The sequence below is a fragment of the Micromonospora sp. NPDC049230 genome, from assembly GCF_040647875.1.
Taxonomy (GTDB): domain Bacteria; phylum Actinomycetota; class Actinomycetes; order Mycobacteriales; family Micromonosporaceae; genus Micromonospora.
The window spans coordinates 98140-113886 of sequence record NZ_JBEZCZ010000016.1 but is presented as its reverse complement, the minus strand read 5'-3'; the positions used below and the strand labels follow the sequence as shown (position 1 = coordinate 113886).

At 69.7% G+C, this 15747-nt stretch carries 19 protein-coding genes and 1 pseudogene; 14 read left to right on the top strand and 6 right to left on the bottom strand.

Translation table 11 applies throughout. The features are described 5' to 3' along the window. Positions 1-12 precede the first annotated feature (12 nt). Positions 13-654 carry a response regulator transcription factor gene (locus AB0A95_RS16265; RefSeq protein WP_357556527.1) on the bottom strand — a complete coding sequence of 214 codons (642 nt, stop codon included), beginning with the start codon at positions 652-654 and terminating at the stop codon, positions 13-15. 306 nt (positions 655-960) lie between these two features. Between AB0A95_RS16265 and AB0A95_RS16260 the strand changes: the two genes are divergently transcribed. The 6 genes and pseudogenes from AB0A95_RS16260 to AB0A95_RS16235 form a co-directional block, all read left to right on the top strand. Then, entirely contained in the window at positions 961-1416 is a 456-nt protein-coding gene (locus AB0A95_RS16260; RefSeq protein ID WP_357556526.1) for a universal stress protein, read from the top strand. A gap of 64 nt (positions 1417-1480) precedes the next feature. Then, positions 1481-1768, top strand: coding sequence for a hypothetical protein (locus AB0A95_RS16255; RefSeq protein ID WP_357556525.1), 288 nt, complete (start codon positions 1481-1483; stop codon positions 1766-1768). A 113-nt stretch (positions 1769-1881) separates the two neighbouring features. Next, complete coding sequence (locus tag AB0A95_RS16250; RefSeq protein ID WP_357556524.1) at positions 1882-2568, top strand: DoxX family protein; 687 nt, start codon at positions 1882-1884, stop codon at positions 2566-2568. A gap of 213 nt (positions 2569-2781) precedes the next feature. Further along, entirely contained in the window at positions 2782-3069 is a 288-nt protein-coding gene (locus AB0A95_RS16245; RefSeq protein WP_357556523.1) for a hypothetical protein, read from the top strand. Continuing rightward, the gene (locus AB0A95_RS16240) at positions 3066-3419 is read left to right on the top strand and encodes a flavodoxin domain-containing protein (RefSeq protein ID WP_357556522.1); all 354 of its coding nucleotides are present in this window, start codon (positions 3066-3068) and stop codon (positions 3417-3419) included. The genes AB0A95_RS16245 and AB0A95_RS16240 overlap by 4 nt, the downstream gene beginning before the upstream one ends. A 121-nt stretch (positions 3420-3540) precedes the next feature. Further along, a pseudogene (locus tag AB0A95_RS16235) lies at positions 3541-3708 on the top strand (glycoside hydrolase family 15 protein); the annotation flags it as partial. 92 nt (positions 3709-3800) lie between these two features. On the opposite strand, the gene AB0A95_RS16230 reads toward AB0A95_RS16235, so the two are convergent. Then, positions 3801-5294: a sulfatase gene (locus AB0A95_RS16230; protein ID WP_357556521.1), complete on the bottom strand. Its 1494-nt coding sequence runs from the start codon at positions 5292-5294 to the stop codon at positions 3801-3803. 202 nt (positions 5295-5496) lie between these two features. On the opposite strand from AB0A95_RS16230, the gene AB0A95_RS16225 reads away from it, so the two are divergent. Further along, positions 5497-5670, top strand: a complete 174-nt coding sequence (locus AB0A95_RS16225; protein ID WP_357259457.1) for a hypothetical protein — start codon at positions 5497-5499, stop codon at positions 5668-5670. Between the two features lie 89 nt (positions 5671-5759). Here the strand turns inward: AB0A95_RS16225 and AB0A95_RS16220 are convergent, their stop codons facing one another. Continuing rightward, positions 5760-6365 (bottom strand): TetR/AcrR family transcriptional regulator, encoded by a 606-nt coding sequence (locus tag AB0A95_RS16220; protein WP_357556520.1) that lies wholly within the window; start codon positions 6363-6365, stop codon positions 5760-5762. Between the two features lie 89 nt (positions 6366-6454). On the opposite strand from AB0A95_RS16220, the gene AB0A95_RS16215 reads away from it, so the two are divergent. Continuing rightward, complete coding sequence (locus AB0A95_RS16215) at positions 6455-7213, top strand: aldo/keto reductase (RefSeq protein ID WP_357556519.1); 759 nt, start codon at positions 6455-6457, stop codon at positions 7211-7213. Positions 7214-7587: 374 nt separating this feature from the next. On the opposite strand, the gene AB0A95_RS16210 is transcribed toward AB0A95_RS16215, so the two are convergent. Genes AB0A95_RS16210 through AB0A95_RS16200 form a run of 3 tightly spaced genes read right to left on the bottom strand, consistent with a single transcriptional unit; the run spans position 7588 to position 9965 of the window. Beyond that, positions 7588-8169, bottom strand: coding sequence for a hypothetical protein (locus AB0A95_RS16210; RefSeq protein WP_357556518.1), 582 nt, complete (start codon positions 8167-8169; stop codon positions 7588-7590). A gap of 57 nt (positions 8170-8226) precedes the next feature. After that, positions 8227-8883 (bottom strand): response regulator transcription factor, encoded by a 657-nt coding sequence (locus AB0A95_RS16205; protein WP_357556517.1) that lies wholly within the window; start codon positions 8881-8883, stop codon positions 8227-8229. Continuing rightward, on the bottom strand, positions 8880-9965 hold the full coding sequence (locus AB0A95_RS16200) for a sensor histidine kinase (RefSeq protein WP_357556516.1): 1086 nt from the start codon (positions 9963-9965) through the stop codon (positions 8880-8882). Before AB0A95_RS16200 ends, AB0A95_RS16205 begins: the two co-directional genes overlap by 4 nt. A gap of 295 nt (positions 9966-10260) precedes the next feature. Between AB0A95_RS16200 and AB0A95_RS16195 the strand changes: the two genes are divergently transcribed. The 6 genes from AB0A95_RS16195 (at position 10261) to AB0A95_RS16170 (ending at position 15733) form a co-directional block, all read left to right on the top strand. Then, on the top strand, positions 10261-10908 hold the full coding sequence (locus tag AB0A95_RS16195; RefSeq protein ID WP_357556515.1) for a disulfide bond formation protein DsbA: 648 nt from the start codon (positions 10261-10263) through the stop codon (positions 10906-10908). 173 nt (positions 10909-11081) lie between these two features. Further along, the gene (locus tag AB0A95_RS16190) at positions 11082-12347 is read left to right on the top strand and encodes a beta-ketoacyl-[acyl-carrier-protein] synthase family protein (RefSeq protein ID WP_357556514.1); all 1266 of its coding nucleotides are present in this window, start codon (positions 11082-11084) and stop codon (positions 12345-12347) included. Further along, on the top strand, positions 12344-13591 hold the full coding sequence (locus tag AB0A95_RS16185; protein ID WP_357556513.1) for a ketosynthase chain-length factor: 1248 nt from the start codon (positions 12344-12346) through the stop codon (positions 13589-13591). The genes AB0A95_RS16190 and AB0A95_RS16185 overlap by 4 nt, the downstream gene beginning before the upstream one ends. Beyond that, complete coding sequence (locus tag AB0A95_RS16180; protein WP_357556512.1) at positions 13588-13842, top strand: acyl carrier protein; 255 nt, start codon at positions 13588-13590, stop codon at positions 13840-13842. The genes AB0A95_RS16185 and AB0A95_RS16180 overlap by 4 nt, the downstream gene beginning before the upstream one ends. Further along, positions 13839-14798, top strand: a complete 960-nt coding sequence (locus AB0A95_RS16175) for an aromatase/cyclase (RefSeq protein ID WP_357556511.1) — start codon at positions 13839-13841, stop codon at positions 14796-14798. The genes AB0A95_RS16180 and AB0A95_RS16175 overlap by 4 nt, the downstream gene beginning before the upstream one ends. Then, positions 14795-15733, top strand: coding sequence for an MBL fold metallo-hydrolase (locus tag AB0A95_RS16170; RefSeq protein ID WP_357556510.1), 939 nt, complete (start codon positions 14795-14797; stop codon positions 15731-15733). Before AB0A95_RS16175 ends, AB0A95_RS16170 begins: the two co-directional genes overlap by 4 nt. Positions 15734-15747 lie beyond the last annotated feature (14 nt).

Here is a 15747-nt window from a genome sequence, read left to right as displayed (position 1 = left end):
TGCCAAGCCCGATCAGCGGGGGTTGCCCCGCATCAGGTTCGTGGCGAGGACCGCCGCCTGGGTGCGCCGCTCGAGGCCGAGTTTCGTCAGGACGCTCGAGACATAGTTCTTCACCGTCTTGTCGGCCAGGAACATCTCCTGCGCGATCTCCTTGTTCGTCATGCCCTGCGCGATGTGCCGGAGGATCTTCAGCTCCTGGTCGGTCAGCGACTTGAGCTCATCGGGCGCCTCCACACCATCGCGGATGCGCGACAGCACTCTGGCGGTGACCGCCGGATCGAGCAGCGACTGCCCGGCGGCAACCCGACGCACCGCGTCAAGCAGATCGATGCCACGAATCTGCTTCAACACATAGCCGGCGGCCCCGGCCATGATGGCCGCGAAGAGCGCCTCGTCATCGTCGTACGACGTCAGGATCAGCCCGTGAATGGTGGGGTCGATGGCGCGCACGTCCCGGCAGACGTCGATCCCGTTGCCGTCAGGCAGGCGGGCGTCGAGGATCGCCACGTCCGGCCGCAACGCCGGTATGCGGTGTGCGGCCTCGACCGCTGATCCGGATTCCCCGACGACCTCGATGTCACCGTCTTGAGTCAGCAGCTCGCAGATGCCGCGACGGACAACCTCATGGTCATCGAGCAGAAAAACACGAATCATCCTTCCGTTGTACTCCTTGGCGGCCTGGTTGAGCAGGGTCCAACGGCCCTTCCTGGCAGTTCCGCCCTGAGACAGACGAAGGTTTCAGGTCTTATGGCCCTGCCCGTCCGCTCCCCAGGCGGCGCACGCTGCCATCTACGGCCGAACCCGCGTCAGCGACAACTCACGCTCGTCGGCCAGCGGTACCGCGTTCCAGGTCGGGCATGCGCCCGCCGGGCAGCCGGCAACTGCACCCCGGCAAACCGGCAACAACCTGAGTACGCACGTCCCGCTGCGCCCGTGAACGTCGACCAGACAGGAACTCTCATGTCCCAGATTCCGCTCATCGTGGCAGGGCTGGACGGCTCGCCGTCCAGCATGGCCGCCGCCGCGGACGCGGCCCGGGACTTCGCGGCCACCGAAGCCGACCAGCGGCAGGTGCCGCTGATCATCGCGCATGTCTACTGGCCCGGCCCGTGGGAGCGCTTCGCCGGCAACGATGTCGACGCGCAGGCCGCCGCCGAGCAGGAAGCACAGCAGATCCTCGCCGACACGGCCGCGACCGTGCGGGCCAGCCACCCGCATGTGGACGTGCAGTCCCGGCCGATCCGCAGCCTCAAACCCGAGCACAGCATGGTCGACGCGTCCCGTGACGTGGCATTGACCGTCGTCGGCTGCCGTGGACACGGTGGCTTCGCCGGGCTGCTGCTCGGCTCGGTCAGCGGCGCGCTCGTCCACCACGCCCACGGGCCGGTGGCGGTCATCCACGCCGGCAAGCACTGATCACCAGCTCGTCCCTGCACGCAGACGGCTCCGGGTGCCCGGCGCCAGCAAGGGGAAACGCATCATGACCACCACCATCTGGATCATCGTCGCGACGCTGGCAGTGCTGCTGCTGGGGCTGTCCCTCAAGGTCGTCAAGCAGTACGAGCTCGGCGTCGACAAGAACTCCACTGTCGTCTTCCCCGCCCCGCTGATGTCCACCATCGGCGAGCTGGGTTCGTTCCTGGCCCGAGAGAACGCGGCGGCCGGCGCAACCCCGTCGAACGTGACAGCCACGCCAGCTCATGACCAGCCGCTGCCTGCTCAGCCCTTACGCAACGGCAAGGCCACGCTCGCCGGCGCCACCCCATAGAGGATCGAGCGTCTGGTCGCCGTCTGTTGTCAGGACCGACGGCGGCCGGCCCGGTCAGCCGACCCATCGGGCGCTCGCCCGCCGGGACACCGCACCAAAGCCCAAGAAGGATCGTGAGTGCGATGGTCGACATCGCCCGGAACCACAACGCCGCCACCGCCGCCGGCCGCACGTTGCCACCGACGGCGCCCCTGGCCGTCGCGGTACCTGACATGACGGCCCGCCGGCCCGCCGCTGGCCGGCACTCCGAAGAAGCCGACGCCAGGCCCACCGGTCGGGAGTCATCAGCGGCATTACCCGCCGCCGAGAGCCGCTCCGCCGTCGCGGCCCGTTACCTGCTCGCGGGCATCCGGATCGCGCTGGGCTGGGTCTTCCTCTGGGCCTTCCTGGACAAGCTTTTCGGGTGGGGATTCGCCACCCCGTCGGCGCGGTCCTGGCTCAACGGCGGTAGCCCCACCGCGGGCTTCCTCGGCGGCTCCGAGGGCCCGTTCAGTGGCTTCTTCACTGCCATCGCCGGCAACGCCGTCACCAACGTGCTGTTCATGGGTGCGCTGCTAGCCGTCGGCACGGCGTTGCTCCTCGGCATCGGGATGCGGCTCGCCGCCATCGGCGGGGCGATCCTGGTCGTCATGATGTGGGCAGCGGTGCTGCCGCCGTCGAGCAACCCGTTCATGGACGACCACCTCATCTACGCGGCCATCCTGATCGTCCTGGCCCTGCTCGGCGCCGGGAACACCCTGGGCTTCGGCAAGGCGTGGTCGGCCACCCCGCTGGTCCGCAACGCCACCTGGCTGAAGTAGTCAGATCCGCTGCGGGTCACCGATGATGTCGCGGTGGCCCGCAGCGCCCGGCCTCCGGCGCCTGGCGGCAGCGCTACGGGCAGAAGCTCCGAGTGTGGCTCCGGACCGTGCCTCTGATCAGGCCCGGCGCGCCGCCTCGACGGCAGCAGGCAGATCCGGACCGGCCGTGCGTCGGCCGGGAGGTGGGCGAGTGCCGCACTCGCCGGGCTGGCCGTGCTGGGACTGATCGCGCTGTCCGTCGCCGTCCTCCGCCCGGCGCAGACCGACGCCATCGTCAGCGCGGATGGCGAGCCGATGCCCGGCAGCGTCGCGGAGCCGACTCGGGTGCCGGCCGGCGGCCACGACCTCGCCGTCATGATCCGCGGAAACAGCGTTGACCGTCCGGTGCTTCTCCACCTGGTGTGCGGTCCGGGTGGTAGCGACATCGGTGTGACGCGCAAGCACGGTCAGGACCCAGCTTCGGTGCCTCTCTACCGTCAAGGGAAGGGTTGTCAGCCATGAGGGTTCTTGTCGCCGCCGCAAGCAAGCATGGATCCACTGCGGAGATCGCGGCTCACATCGCGACCGCCCTACGGGGCGGATTGCCGTCCGGATCCGTCGTCGATGTCGCCGCCGCGGCAGAGGTCACGGACGCGGCTTCCTACGACGCGCTGGTGCTGGGGAGCGCTGTCTACATGGGACGTTGGTTGGAAGCGGCCCGCAGCGCGGCAGAGCGGATCACGTCGAATCCACCGCGTTCGGTGTGGTCGTTCTTTAGCGGCCCGATCGGTGATCCGCCCAAGCCCGCTGGGGCGCCGGCCGAGGTCGGTGGCATCGTCGCGTCCGTGCACGCAACGGAACGTCATGGCTGACGGCTTCGGGATCCGAACCACACCAACTCCGGTGGTGGTGATTGACCGGATATGTTCGAGCGCAAATAGGCACGCATCTTTCGGCCCTTCTCGCGCCTGGGAGCCGGCCTCGTCCCGCGGCCTTGACGGGTCTGCACGCCCGCATCCTCCCGACCTCGGCGAGGAGGTGCTCGGTCATCTGGAGGGGTACCGGGGCTCATGGCCGGTACGGGTGGGGAACAGCGCGGCGGGACAACTACAACTCGACATCTACGGCGAGGCGCTCAAATCGCTGGATCTCGCCGACCGGCACGAATCGCGGCTGGTTGATCGAGGATGCGATCGGCCCTGGCCTGCGACAGTGCGAGGCCGCAGGTCAGGGCCGTTGCGGTTGATACGCCGTCAGGCCGGCACGTGACCTGCCGTCCAGCACGCCGAGTGGCTGTGGCAGGCCACGTACGCCGCGAGCGCGTCGTGCAGCGCGGCCAGTCGGGTAGCCGAGAGCCCGGCGGCGATGTTGTCGAGCTGGTGGGGGTCGACGGTCCGGTCGTAGTACTCCCGTTCGCCGTTGGAGTATTCGACGTAGGTGTAGGTCGCGGTCCGCAGCGCCTCGTAGGTGACCGGGCTGCCCTTGCGCCGGTCCTGGGCGTCCGGGTCGTCGGCCGCCTGGTTGGGGCCGTGATGCTCGATCAGCGCCCCGGTACGCCAGTTGGGTGCCGCTTCGCCCTGGGCGAGGGGAAGCAGGTTGCGCCCGTCGACGTGCGTGCCGACGTCCGCCGCGCCGATGCGCTGGAAGGTCGGCGCCAGGTCGATGTTCTGCACGATCTCGGCACGCTGCGAGCCGGGAACGACGCCCGGTCCGGCGACGACCAACGGGACCCGCACGTCGGTGTCGAACGCTGTCTGTTTGCCGCCGGTCAACCGGTACTCACCCATGTGGAAGCCGTTGTCGGAGCTGAACACCACGTACGTGTTGTCGGCGATGCCGCTGGCGGTGAGCTGGGAGCGCAGGTTGCCGATCAGTCGATCGACCGCCTGCACGGACTGGGCGCGCTTGCGGAAGTTCGTGTCCAGGGTGTTCTTCTCCTGCGTGGTCAGCGGGGCGTTGCCGGCCAGCCAGGACGGCGGGTTGGTGGGCAGCCGGTCGTACGCCGGGGTGCGCGGGGCGGTGAGCCCGGGGAAGTCGTCCAGGTCCTGGTTGGCCGGGGTGAACGGGCTGTGCGGGGCGAAGGTCGAGACCTCCAGCAGGAAGGGCGTGTTGGCGGCCGCCGAACGCTGGATGAAGTCCTTGCCCTTGCGGGACAGCACGTTCGTCAGATAGTCGGCCGGCTGGCTTCCGTAGTGGACGACTGTGTGGTTCTCGTTGAGGTCGTAGTTGTACTCGGAGTAGCCGTTGCCCGCCACGTACCACTCCGACCACCCGGGCGGGACGTACGGCAGCGCGCCTCCCTGGGTGTCCGCCGGCAGATAGCCGTTGAGGTATTTGCCCAGGAATCCGGTCCGGTAGCCCTTGCCCTGCAACGCGGTGGCGAAGGTGCGGTTCTCGTTGCCCCGGCCCTTGAAGACCGCGAAACCTCCGTCGGCTCCACCATTGGTGAAGACTCCGGTGTCGTGGGGGAACTGGCCGGTGAGAATCGACGAGCGCGACGGGCAGCACAACGAGTCGGTCACCGTGTAGTTGGTGAAGGTGGCCCCCTCGCTCTGTAGTTGTCGCACCTGCGGCAGGTATTGCACCAGGTTCCAGGCGAGATCGTCGACGAGAACGAAGATGATGTTGGGTGTGGTGGCGGTGGGCGCCGGAGCGATCTCGGCGCCGCGTGCCGGTGTCCAGGCGGCGAGCAGGGTCAGCCCGGCCACGAGGGTGGCGGCGAGGAGGCGCCGGTAGGTGATAGCCATGCTGCCAAGCCTGGTTGAGATTTGTCAGCATCTATTCAACAGGTGGTGATGATCCGATCAACACGCCGGTAGCCGCACCGGCCCGGCACGTGCCCCGGTTGGACGTCGAGGCGAGTGTGCTCTGGCCGACGCCGATGAGCACCTCCCGAGGTGACAGGCAGCCCGACGGGCGGCGGTCCGGAAGACGACGGATACTCGCCTGATGACTGGACCAGATCTCGACCCCGAACAGTATCCGCCCATCGACCCGCGTGAACCGGTGCCCGACGACCCGGGCGTCCTACTGCCCGGCGCGCCGGACGAACTGCCCGAAGCCCCGGCCGAGCCGATGCCGGACGATGGTGGCAACGCCGGCGGCGTGCGCGAGCCGGCATAGTTCCGCCGACGATCGAGCGACCCCAGCCCGACCGCCGATGCCGGCGCCTGCCTTGGCACTCGGCGCGTCGCCGATCGAGGGTGAATATGTCAGTGTGCGGATTCGCCGGACCGTAGTCCGTTGACGAGGAGCGCGACCATGCGCCGGCCGTAGTCGGGTTCCTCGTTCGGCATGGGCGCACACAGTTTCGCAACGGCGTACAGCAGGTCCTGGGCGCTGGTCCGGGCCTGGACCTCGCCGCTGGCTGTCGCGGGTTCGAGCAAGGACTCGAGGGCAGGTCCCAGCTTCTGCATGAGATATCCGGGCAGGCCGTCGAACGCCGGATCGCCGGAGTGCAGGGCCGCGGCGAATCCGCGTTTGGTCGCGACGAACGCGGTGAACCGGTCGAGCCACGTCGCGAGGGCGACCCCCGGCTCGTGCGCGGCGGCCAGCGCTGGGGCCGCGTCGGCGCAGGCGTCGATCTCGCGCTCGATGACGGCCTTGATCAGGTCCGAGCGCTGCGGAAAGTGCCGGTAGAGCGTGCCGACGCCGACGCCGGCCAGATCGGTGATCTCTTTGGCGGGGGCATCGACGCCGGTGGTGCTGAAGACCGTCTTCGCCGCTTCGAGCAGGGACTCGATGTTGCGGCGCGCGTCGGTGCGCATCCGGCGCGGGGCGCGTTCGCGGCGATTGAAATCCGCTGTGTTGTCGGACACGGCTGTGCCTCCCCTGCTGTTCCGGAAAAGCTTTCCGTATAGTTCCGGAAAGAGTTTCCGGATAACCACGATACCGCAGGGAGGCGCTCATGCAGTACCGCACCCTGGGCCGGACGGGCATCAAGGTCAGCCCGTACGCCCTCGGCACGCTGATGTTCGCCACCGTGATCGGGAACTCCGATCCTGACGACTCGATCAAGGTCATTCACACGGCGCTGGACGCGGGGATCAACGGTGTCGACACCGCCGATGCCTACGGCGACTCGGAGGAGATCGTGGGCAGGGCCCTCAAGGGGCGCCGGGACAACGTCATCCTCGCGACCAAGGTGGGCCTTCCCAGACTGGACGCGCTGCCCCGGACGCCGGGCGAGGCCACCGACCCCAACCAGCGAGGCGCCTCCCGCCGCTGGATCATGACCGCGGTCGAGGGCTCGCTGCGCCGCCTACAGACCGACTACATCGACCTCTACCAGATCCAGCGCCCGGACCCCGACACCGACATCGAGGAGACGCTCTCCGCGCTCTCCGACCTGATCCGCAGTGGCAAGGTCCGGGCGATCGGGTCATCCACGACGCCCGCATCCGACATCATCGAGGCCCAGTGGGTCGCCGAGCGGCGCGGGCTGGAACGCTTCCACACCGAGCAGCCGCCCTACTCGATCCTCAACCGCGGCATCGAGAGCGAGGTGCTGCCGGCCGCGCAGCGCCACGGGATGGGCACGCTGGTGTGGGGCCCGCTCGGGCAGGGAATGCTCACCGGCCGGGTCCGCAAGGGCGAGCAGAACGACCTGCGCCGTGCCCGCTTCTCGGCGCAGCAGCGCGCGATCGCCGGCAGGACCGGGCCCTGAAGAAGGAACATCCAGGCCGCGTAGACCGGTACCGCACTGACCGCTGCCGCGTCGATCACGGTGTACCCGGCGATGGCGAGACCGGTGGCCCCGGCGACCGCCAGCGCGGGCCACGTCGCCCGGCCGCCGCCCAGGGCCAGGGCCAGCAACCCGCCATCGCGTTCCAGGTCGCGTGCAGCACCGCGGCGACCAGTGTGAGCACGACCGTCCCGGCCGGCAGCCCACCCGCCCCGAACGCAATGGATGACACCTCGCGTCCTCCCCGCGTCAGGCCCGACCCCGCCAGGCATCGAGCAACAGACAGTACCTACCGGCGGTCGCCGCTCCGGCTGGTCGTGCTCCGCGGCGGGGGAGAGGCGCAGCTGCTCGCTGTGCTAGGAATCCACGGCGTCACGGTGGCGGCGGGGGCCTGGTAAGCCCGGGGACCGCGACATCGACCGCAGTCCCAGGTAGAGGAACGGCAACAGCAGGAACAGGTCCGCCAGGTGCGCGACGGACGCCTCCCGGGTGATGCGGCTCAGCGGGAACACGACAGCGCCCAGGCTGACCATGATGCCGACCGGAAGTGGCGCCGCGCGCACCCTGGCCAGCACGAGGCCCAGGACGAACAGGCTGATGGGAAACAGCGGTCCGCACGTCCAGTACACGGCGAACGCGGCGAACGGGTGCTCGCCGAGTCGGTCGACCGCATCGGCGTGGGAGACGGCGAACAGTCCCTCATGGATGCTCTGTACGCCGTAGGCCACCCCGCCGATCGCGCCGAACACCGTCACCGGCAACGCGACCGCGACGTACCTCGGCGTGGTGGGTCGCAGCCGCTCGAACAACCCGATCAGCCCGATGAGCCAGCACGCGCTCGACAACACGATGATCGTGCCGGCGGTGACGCCTTGAGTGTCGTTCTGCCAGAAGAAGCCGGCGAGCAGATTCAACGCCGGGCCCAGGATGAGAAACATGACCGGAACGCTACGAGCGGCGTACCCGTGCCGGATCCGCCGTCGGTGGGCGTCGGCCTACCGCGGTCGCGGTAGGCCGGCGAGCCCGCTGCGGTACGCGAACACGACAAGCTGTGCCCGATCGCGAGCCCCGAGCTTCGTCATCGCCCGGTTGGTGTGGGTCTTCGCCGTGGCCGGGCTCATTCCCAGCCGGCCCGCCACCTCCACTGTCGACAGTCCGTCGGCGACGAGGCCGACCACCTCACGCTCCCGCGAGGTCAGGCTGTCCAGGCCCGGTACTTCTGGTCCGCTGGCGAAGGCGGCGATGAGCCGTCTGGTCACGGCGGGCGCCAGCAACGCGTCACCGGCGGCGACCACGCGTACCGCCCGGCGCAGCTCGTCCGGCTCCAGATCCTTGAGCAGGAACCCGCTCGCGCCGGCCTGGAGCGCCGCGAAGACGTACTCGTCCAACTCGAAGGTGGTCAGCACGACAACGCGTACACCGGGCAACCTGACGTCGGCGAGGATGCGCCGGGCGGCCGTCAAACCGTCGGTGCCCGGCATCCGGATGTCCATCAACACGACATCCGGCCGGTGTGCTCGGGTGAGAGCGATCGCCTCCTCCCCGTCAACTGCCTCCGCGACAACCTCGATGTCCGGCGCCCGCTCCAGCAGGACCCGGAAGCCCGCGCGTACGAGCGTCTGGTCGTCGGCCAGCAGGACTCGAACCGTCATACCGGCAGCCACCCCCGTACCTCGAAGCCTCCGCCGTCGGCCGGCCCCGCTCGAAGCCACCCGCCCAGCCCGCCGGCGCGCTCGGCCATGCCACGCAGCCCGTTGCCGGCTACCGGGACGCCGCCCCGCCCGTTGTCGCGCACCGTCACCGACAGTCCGTCGGGACGGTATCCGACACGCACCTCGACCTGGGCCGCGCCGGCGTGCCGCAACGCGTTCGTCACTGCCTCCTGGACGATGCGGTAGGCGGTGGCTTCCACGGCCCGCGGCAACGCTCGCGGCTCGCCGTCGCAGGTCACGACCGCACCTGTCGACTCGGCAAGCGCGGGCAGCCGATCGAGCGTGGGCGTCGGCGGCTCCGGCCCGGTCGCCGAGGTGCCGTCGCGCAGCACGCCCACCGCCGCGCGTAACTCCACCATCGCCTCGCGGCTGGCCCGGCGCACCTCGCGCAGCGCGGTGCGGGCCTGGGCGGGATCCTCGTCCAGCACGTCGGCCGCGACGCCCGCCTGCACCGACACCACGGCCAACGTGTGCGCCGTGACATCGTGGAGCTCCCGGGCGATGCGGATCCGCTCCTCGACGACCCGCTGCTCGGCGGCCCGGCTCTGGTCGGCCGCCAGCAACGCCAGTTGGGTCCGGCGCCCGCGCACCACCTCGCCGAGCAGCAACGCCGCCACGAACACAACCGTCGAGCTGTCCAGTGACGCGTCGAACGGCCTCGCGCCGGCCACCGCCATCCGCCCCTGGGCATCCAGGAGCACGAACAGGGCCGCGACGATGAGACCCACGCGCTGCCGCGACGCCGCACCGACGGAGTACAGCGCGACCCACGCGGGCACCGACGGCGCGCCACCCGGGTAGTGGTAGATGTGGTAGGCCAGGTAAAGCCCGCCCACGAGGACCAGCACACCGACCGGCCACCGCCGTCGAGCGGGCAGCACGAACACCATCACGGCGGCGGCAGCGTACGCCCACAGGTCCGGGACTCGGTCACCCAGCGCCACCGGCGTCGTCGCGAGCCGATACGCGGTCAGGACGCCCACGGCCGCCACGAGCATCGTCTCCACGACCCAACGCCGCATACCGCCAGACTGTACGGACTGCCGGACCCGTCGACGTACCACGAACGTCGTATCCGCCTCGGGTGAGCCGGTTACCCGTAGCGCTAGGCGGGACGTCCTGGTTGATCGACTCGGGTTTCACGAAGTCGGGGCGTCCCTGCGACCCGGATGCCCCGACTTTCAGAGAGGCGAGTCGATCAACCACGATCGGAGCCGGCAGGTGGCGGGCCCAGGTGGGTGAGATCGATCTTTGAGCGTGATGAGCCAGGATGTCTTCGCGGCCGCACGCCACGCCGCTTACCCGAAGGGGCCCCCGGTGACCGATCGCCAGACGCTGGACATGTGGTTCGACCCGCTCTGCCCGTGGGCGTGGATAACGTCGCGCTGGTTGCTCCAGGTTGAGCAGGTCCGGCCGGTACGGACCAGGTTCAACGTGATGAGCCTGGCCGTGCTGAACGACGGCAACGACAGCGTGCCGCAGGAGTATGCCGATCGCCCGGAGGCGTACTTCGCTCTGCGCCGAGAGGCGTGGGGCCCGGTGCGGATCTGTGTCGCTGCGGCCCGGGCCACCGGTCCCGAGGTGTTGCGCGACCTCTACACAGCACTGGGCACCCGGATCCATCCCGGTGGGCAGCAGCTCGGTGACGAGCTGTACCGGGCGGCCCTGGTCGATGTCGGTCTCGATCCGAACCTGGCCGCGGCGGCCGGCAGCGAAGAGTACGACGAGGAGTTGTTGGCGAGCCACCACGCCGGGCTCGAGCCGGCCGGATCCGACGTTGGCACGCCGATCATTCACGCACCCGGACCGGACGGTACGACAGTTGCCTTCTTCGGCCCGGTGGTGTCACCCGTCCCACAGGGCGAGGCCGCGGGCCGGTTGTGGGACGGCGTCCTGCTGGTCGCGGGCACCTCCGGGTTCTTCGAGCTGAAACGGTCCCGCGACACTCCGCCGTTCGTCGGTTGACACGCGATGGGAGCCATCGGCCGGTGGCTCCCATCGATCTTCCAGTCGGGTTCGAGCCGTTCACCGCACGCTGGGTTCACCGCCGCGGATCCCGCCGGGCGGTTGCCAAGATGAGCAGTGAGGACCCTGTCGATGCTCACCTCGAAGACTTGCGAACGTCCGGACGGTGCCCGGTGACGCGGCGTGTCGTCATCACCGGGCTCGGTGTGCGTGCGTCCGGTGGCAACGGTGTCAAGGAATTTTGGGATCTGCTCTGCTCGGGCCGTACGGCGACCCGGCGGATCTCGTTCTTCGATCCCTCGCCGTACCGGTCCCAGGTTGCCGCCGAGGTCGACTTCGACCCGGTCCTGGAGGGCCTGAGCCCTCGCGAGATCCGCCGGATGGACCGGGCGACCCAGTTCGCCGTGGTTTGTTCGCGAGAAGCCGTCGCGGACAGCGGGCTGGACGTCGACACTCTCGACCCGTACCGGGTCGGGGTCAGCCTGGGCAGCGCGGTCGCCGCGGCGACCAGCCTGGAACGCGAATACCTCGTGCTCTCGGACAGCGGCCGCAAGTGGGTCGTCGACCCCGAGCTGGTGTCGCCGCACATGTTCGACTACCTGGTGCCCAGCGTCATGCCGGCCGAGGTGGCCTGGACTGTGGCGGCCGAGGGCCCGGTCACGATGGTCTCCAACGGCTGCACCTCGGGCCTGGACTCGGTCGGACATGCCGGGCAGCTGATCCGGGAGGGCAGCGCCGATGTGATGCTGGCCGGTGCATCGGACACGCCGATCACCCCGATCGTCGTCGCCTGCTTCGACGCGATCAAGGCGACGACCACGCTCAACGACGACCCGGAGCACGCGTCCCGGCCGTTCGACGCGACCCGCAACGGGTTTGTGCTCGCCGAGGGCGCCGCCATGTTCGTCCTCGAGGAGTACGAGCACGCGCGCAACCGTGGCGCACACATCTACGCCGAGTTGGCCGGCTACGCCACACGCTGCAACGCCTACCACATGACCGGCCTGAAGACGGACGGCCGGGAGATGGCCGAGGCGATCCGGGTGGCGCTGGACGAGGCCCGGCTGGATCGCGGCGACGTCAGCTACGTCAATGCGCACGGATCCGGCACGAAGCAGAACGACAGGCACGAGACAGCCGCGTTCAAACGCAGCCTGGGACCGCACGCGTACAAGGTGCCAATCAGCTCGATCAAGTCGATGGTCGGGCACTCGCTCGGCGCGATCGGCTCGGTGGAGATTGCCGCCTCGCTGCTGGCCATCGAGCACGGCGTGGTCCCGCCGACGGCCAATCTGCACCACCGCGATCCCGAATGCGACCTGGACTACGTCCCTCTGACCGCCCGTGAGCAGGCAGTGCCGAGCGTGCTCACTGTGGGCAGCGGTTTCGGTGGCTTCCAGAGCGCGATGGTTCTGCGACGTCCGGAGGAGACCCGATGACCACCCCGGTGTACGTGACCGGCATGAGCGTAGCCGCGCCCAACGGGCTGGGTCTCGAGCGGTTCTGGGACGGCCTGCTGGCCGGGCGCAGCGGCATCGCCACGCTGACCGGCTTCGACGTCCAGCGCTTCCCGGCCACTCTGGCCGGCCAGATCGCCGATTTCGATGCGCGTGAGCACCTGCCCGGCCGATTGCTGCCGCAGACCGACGTGTCCACCCGGCTCGCTCTGGTGACCGCCGACTGGGCGCTCGCTGACGCCAAGGTCGACCCCACCGAGTTGACCGATTACGACATGGGCGTGGTCACCTCGAACGCCGCCGGCGGTTTCGAGTTCACCCACCGGGAGTTCCAGAAGCTCTGGTCGGTCGGTTCGCAGGCGGTCAGCGTCTACGAGTCGTTCGCCTGGTTCTACGCGGTGAACACCGGCCAGATCTCGATCCGCCACGGCATGCGGGGTCCGAGCAGTGCGCTCGTCGCCGAGCAGGCTGGTGGCCTGGACGCGGTCGGCCACGCTCGCCGAACCGTCCGGCGAGGCACCGCGCTGATGGTCACCGGCGGTGTGGACTCCGCTTTCGATCCGTGGGGCTGGGTCTCGCAGATCGCCAGTGGGAGGGTCAGCCGGGCCGTCGATCCCGCCCGGGCCTACCTTCCCTTCGACGTCTCGGCCAACGGTTACGTGCCCGGCGAGGGCGGCGCTGTGCTGGTCCTGGAGGACGCCGCCGCGGCCCGTGCCCGTGGGGTCCAGCGGGTGCACGGTGAGATCGCCGGCTATGCGTCCACCTTCGATCCGCCGGCCGACTCGGGCCGCCCGCCCGGCCTGCGCCGCGCCGCCGAGCTGGCCCTGGCCGACGCCGGGATCGAGGCCGGTGAGGTGGACGTGGTGTTCGCCGACGCGCTGGGTGTCGCCGCATCCGACGCCGCCGAGGCCGAGGCGATCCGTGGATTGTTCGGCCCGAACCAGGTGCCGGTCACCGCGCCGAAGTCGCTCTACGGCCGGCTCTACTCCGGCGGCGGCCCGACCGACCTGGTCACCGCCCTGCTGTCCATCCGCGACGGCGTCATCCCCGCCACTGCCGGGACCGCCGACGTACCCGCCGACTACGGCATCGATCTCGTGCGCGGCGCCCCGCGCTCCGCCTCGGTCCGTACCGCTCTGGTGCTGGCCCGCGGTCTGTGGGGCTTCAACGCCGCCGTCGTGGTCCGTGGGGTCAACGATTCGCTCGAGAAGGAGACCTACCGATGAGCAACTTCGCCGTCGACGACCTGCGCCGCATCCTGATCGCGTGCGCCGGCGAGAGTGAGGCCGACCTGAGCGGCGACATCTCCGACCGCCAGTTCGACGACCTCGGGTACGACTCGCTCGCTCTGATGGAGACCGCCGCACGGATCGAGCAGGACTACGGCGTCCGCATTCCCGACGAGCAGATCGTGGAGCTGGACACGCCGCGCGCCGTGGTCAACGTGGTGAACGCCGTCCTCGTCGAGGCGTCATGACGCACCGGCGCGTGCACTCGCGGGTGGTGGCGGCGCCCGCCGCCACCGTCTACGGCCTGGTGGCCGACGTGAGCCGCTGGCCTGTCATCTTCGAGCCCAGCATCCACGTCCACCACCTCGAACGCGGCGACGGTCACGAGCGTTTCCAGTTGTGGGCGACGGTCAACGGCGAGGTGAAGACCTGGACCTCGCGGCGCACCCTGGACCCGCGGGCACTGCGGATCACGTTCCGCCAGGAGCACAGCCAGCCACCGGTCACCTCGATGAGCGGTGAATGGATCTTCCGTCCGCAGCCGGACGGCGGCACCGAGATCGTGCTCGTGCACGAGTTTTCGGTCGCCGGCGGCGAGCGACAGGTGGCGTTGCTCGAGCAGGCACTGGACGCCAACAGCGAGCGTGAGCTGGCCGCCCTCGGCCGCATCGGCGAACTCGGACATCCCGTCGACGACCTGGTCTTCACCTTCTCGGACGAGGTGGAGCTGCCGGGCGCCGCCGCCGACGTGTACGACTTCGTCTACCGCAGCGACCGCTGGCCGGACGCGCTGCCGCACGTGCGGCGGGTGGTGCTGCGCGAGGAGGAGCCCGGCATCCAGGACATGGAGATGAAGACCGTCACCGGCGACGGCAGCACGCACACGACACGTTCGGTGCGGGTTTGCCTGCCGGGGGAGCGGATCGTCTACAAGCAACTGGTCCCGCCTGCGCTGCTGACCGGGCACAGCGGTTCGTGGCTGTTCAGCGAGCGGCCCGGCGGGTCGCTCGTCGTTGCGGAGCACACCGTCGCGATCAACCCGGCCGCGATCACCAGCGTGCTCGGTGCGGGGAAGACCGTGGCGGACGCGCGGAGCTTCCTGCGTGAGGCACTCGGCCGCAACAGCCGGGCCACCTTGACGTACGCCGGCGCCTACGCGAGCGAGCGGGCGGCGCTCTCGCCGGACGAGGGCGTTCCGCGATGAGCCTGATGGCCGGCGCGAGCCGTACCGACGGCCCTTCGGGCAGTCAGCAGTTGGTCGAGATCGCCGACGGCGTCTTCGCCTACCTGCAACTGCCCGGCGGGTGGTGCGTCAGCAACGCCGGTGCGGTCTCCGGGCCCGAGACGCTGATGGTCGTCGACACGCTCGCCACCGAGCAGCGGGCTCGCCGGCTGCACACGGCCCTCAGCGGCATCGGCGGGCCGCGCCGCCTGGTCGTCAACACCCACCACCACGGCGACCACAACTTCGGCAACCACGTCTTCGACACCGCGACAGTGGTCGCGCACGAGCAGGCCCGGGTGGAGATGGCCGAGACCGGCCTGGCGCTCACCGGGCTCTGGCCGGACGTGTCGTGGGGTGACGTACGTGTCACTCTGCCGACGCTGACCTTCCGCGATCGGGCCACCGTGCACCTCGGGGACCGGGTCGCCGAACTCGTTCACGTCGGCCCGGCGCACACCACCAACGACGTCCTGGTGTGGCTGCCTGACACGCGGGTGTTGTTCGCCGGGGACGTGCTGCTCAGCGGCGCGGCCCCGTTCAACCTGATGGGCTCGGTCAGCGGCGCGGTGACGGCGTTGCAGCGAATCCGGGAACTCGACCCGCGCGTCATCGTGTGCGGGCACGGGCCTCTCGCCGGGCCTGAGGTGATCGACGAGAACCTCGCCTATCTGCGCTGGATCCAACAACTCGCCGAGGAAGGCGCGGCGCTGGGGATGAGCCCGCTGGAAACCGCGCTGTCGGCGGACCGTTCCGCCTTCGACCACCTGCTGGACCCGGAACGGATCGTCGGCAACCTGCACCGCGCGTACGCGGAACTCACCGACGGACCGCTCGGACGGCCGCTCGACGTCGTCAGCGTCTTCGGCGAGATGGTCGCCTTCAACGACGGACGCCTGCCTGCCTGTTTCGCCTGACCCGCTTACTCGAA

Bases quoted from the DNA above. Each gene is read 5' to 3' on its own strand.
- AB0A95_RS16265 (WP_357556527.1), bottom strand. From the start codon at position 654: ATGATTCGTGTTTTTCTGCTCGATGACCATGAGGTTGTCCGTCGCGGC.
- AB0A95_RS16260 (WP_357556526.1), top strand. From the start codon at position 961: ATGTCCCAGATTCCGCTCATCGTGGCAGGGCTGGACGGCTCGCCGTCC.
- AB0A95_RS16255 (WP_357556525.1), top strand. From the start codon at position 1,481: ATGACCACCACCATCTGGATCATCGTCGCGACGCTGGCAGTGCTGCTG.
- AB0A95_RS16240 (WP_357556522.1), top strand. From the start codon at position 3,066: ATGAGGGTTCTTGTCGCCGCCGCAAGCAAGCATGGATCCACTGCGGAG.
- AB0A95_RS16230 (WP_357556521.1), bottom strand. From the start codon at position 5,294: ATGGCTATCACCTACCGGCGCCTCCTCGCCGCCACCCTCGTGGCCGGG.
- AB0A95_RS16225 (WP_357259457.1), top strand. From the start codon at position 5,497: ATGACTGGACCAGATCTCGACCCCGAACAGTATCCGCCCATCGACCCG.
- AB0A95_RS16215 (WP_357556519.1), top strand. From the start codon at position 6,455: ATGCAGTACCGCACCCTGGGCCGGACGGGCATCAAGGTCAGCCCGTAC.
- AB0A95_RS16210 (WP_357556518.1), bottom strand. From the start codon at position 8,169: ATGTTTCTCATCCTGGGCCCGGCGTTGAATCTGCTCGCCGGCTTCTTC.
- AB0A95_RS16205 (WP_357556517.1), bottom strand. From the start codon at position 8,883: ATGACGGTTCGAGTCCTGCTGGCCGACGACCAGACGCTCGTACGCGCG.
- AB0A95_RS16200 (WP_357556516.1), bottom strand. From the start codon at position 9,965: ATGCGGCGTTGGGTCGTGGAGACGATGCTCGTGGCGGCCGTGGGCGTC.
- AB0A95_RS16185 (WP_357556513.1), top strand. From the start codon at position 12,344: ATGACCACCCCGGTGTACGTGACCGGCATGAGCGTAGCCGCGCCCAAC.
- AB0A95_RS16180 (WP_357556512.1), top strand. From the start codon at position 13,588: ATGAGCAACTTCGCCGTCGACGACCTGCGCCGCATCCTGATCGCGTGC.
- AB0A95_RS16175 (WP_357556511.1), top strand. From the start codon at position 13,839: ATGACGCACCGGCGCGTGCACTCGCGGGTGGTGGCGGCGCCCGCCGCC.
- AB0A95_RS16170 (WP_357556510.1), top strand. From the start codon at position 14,795: ATGAGCCTGATGGCCGGCGCGAGCCGTACCGACGGCCCTTCGGGCAGT.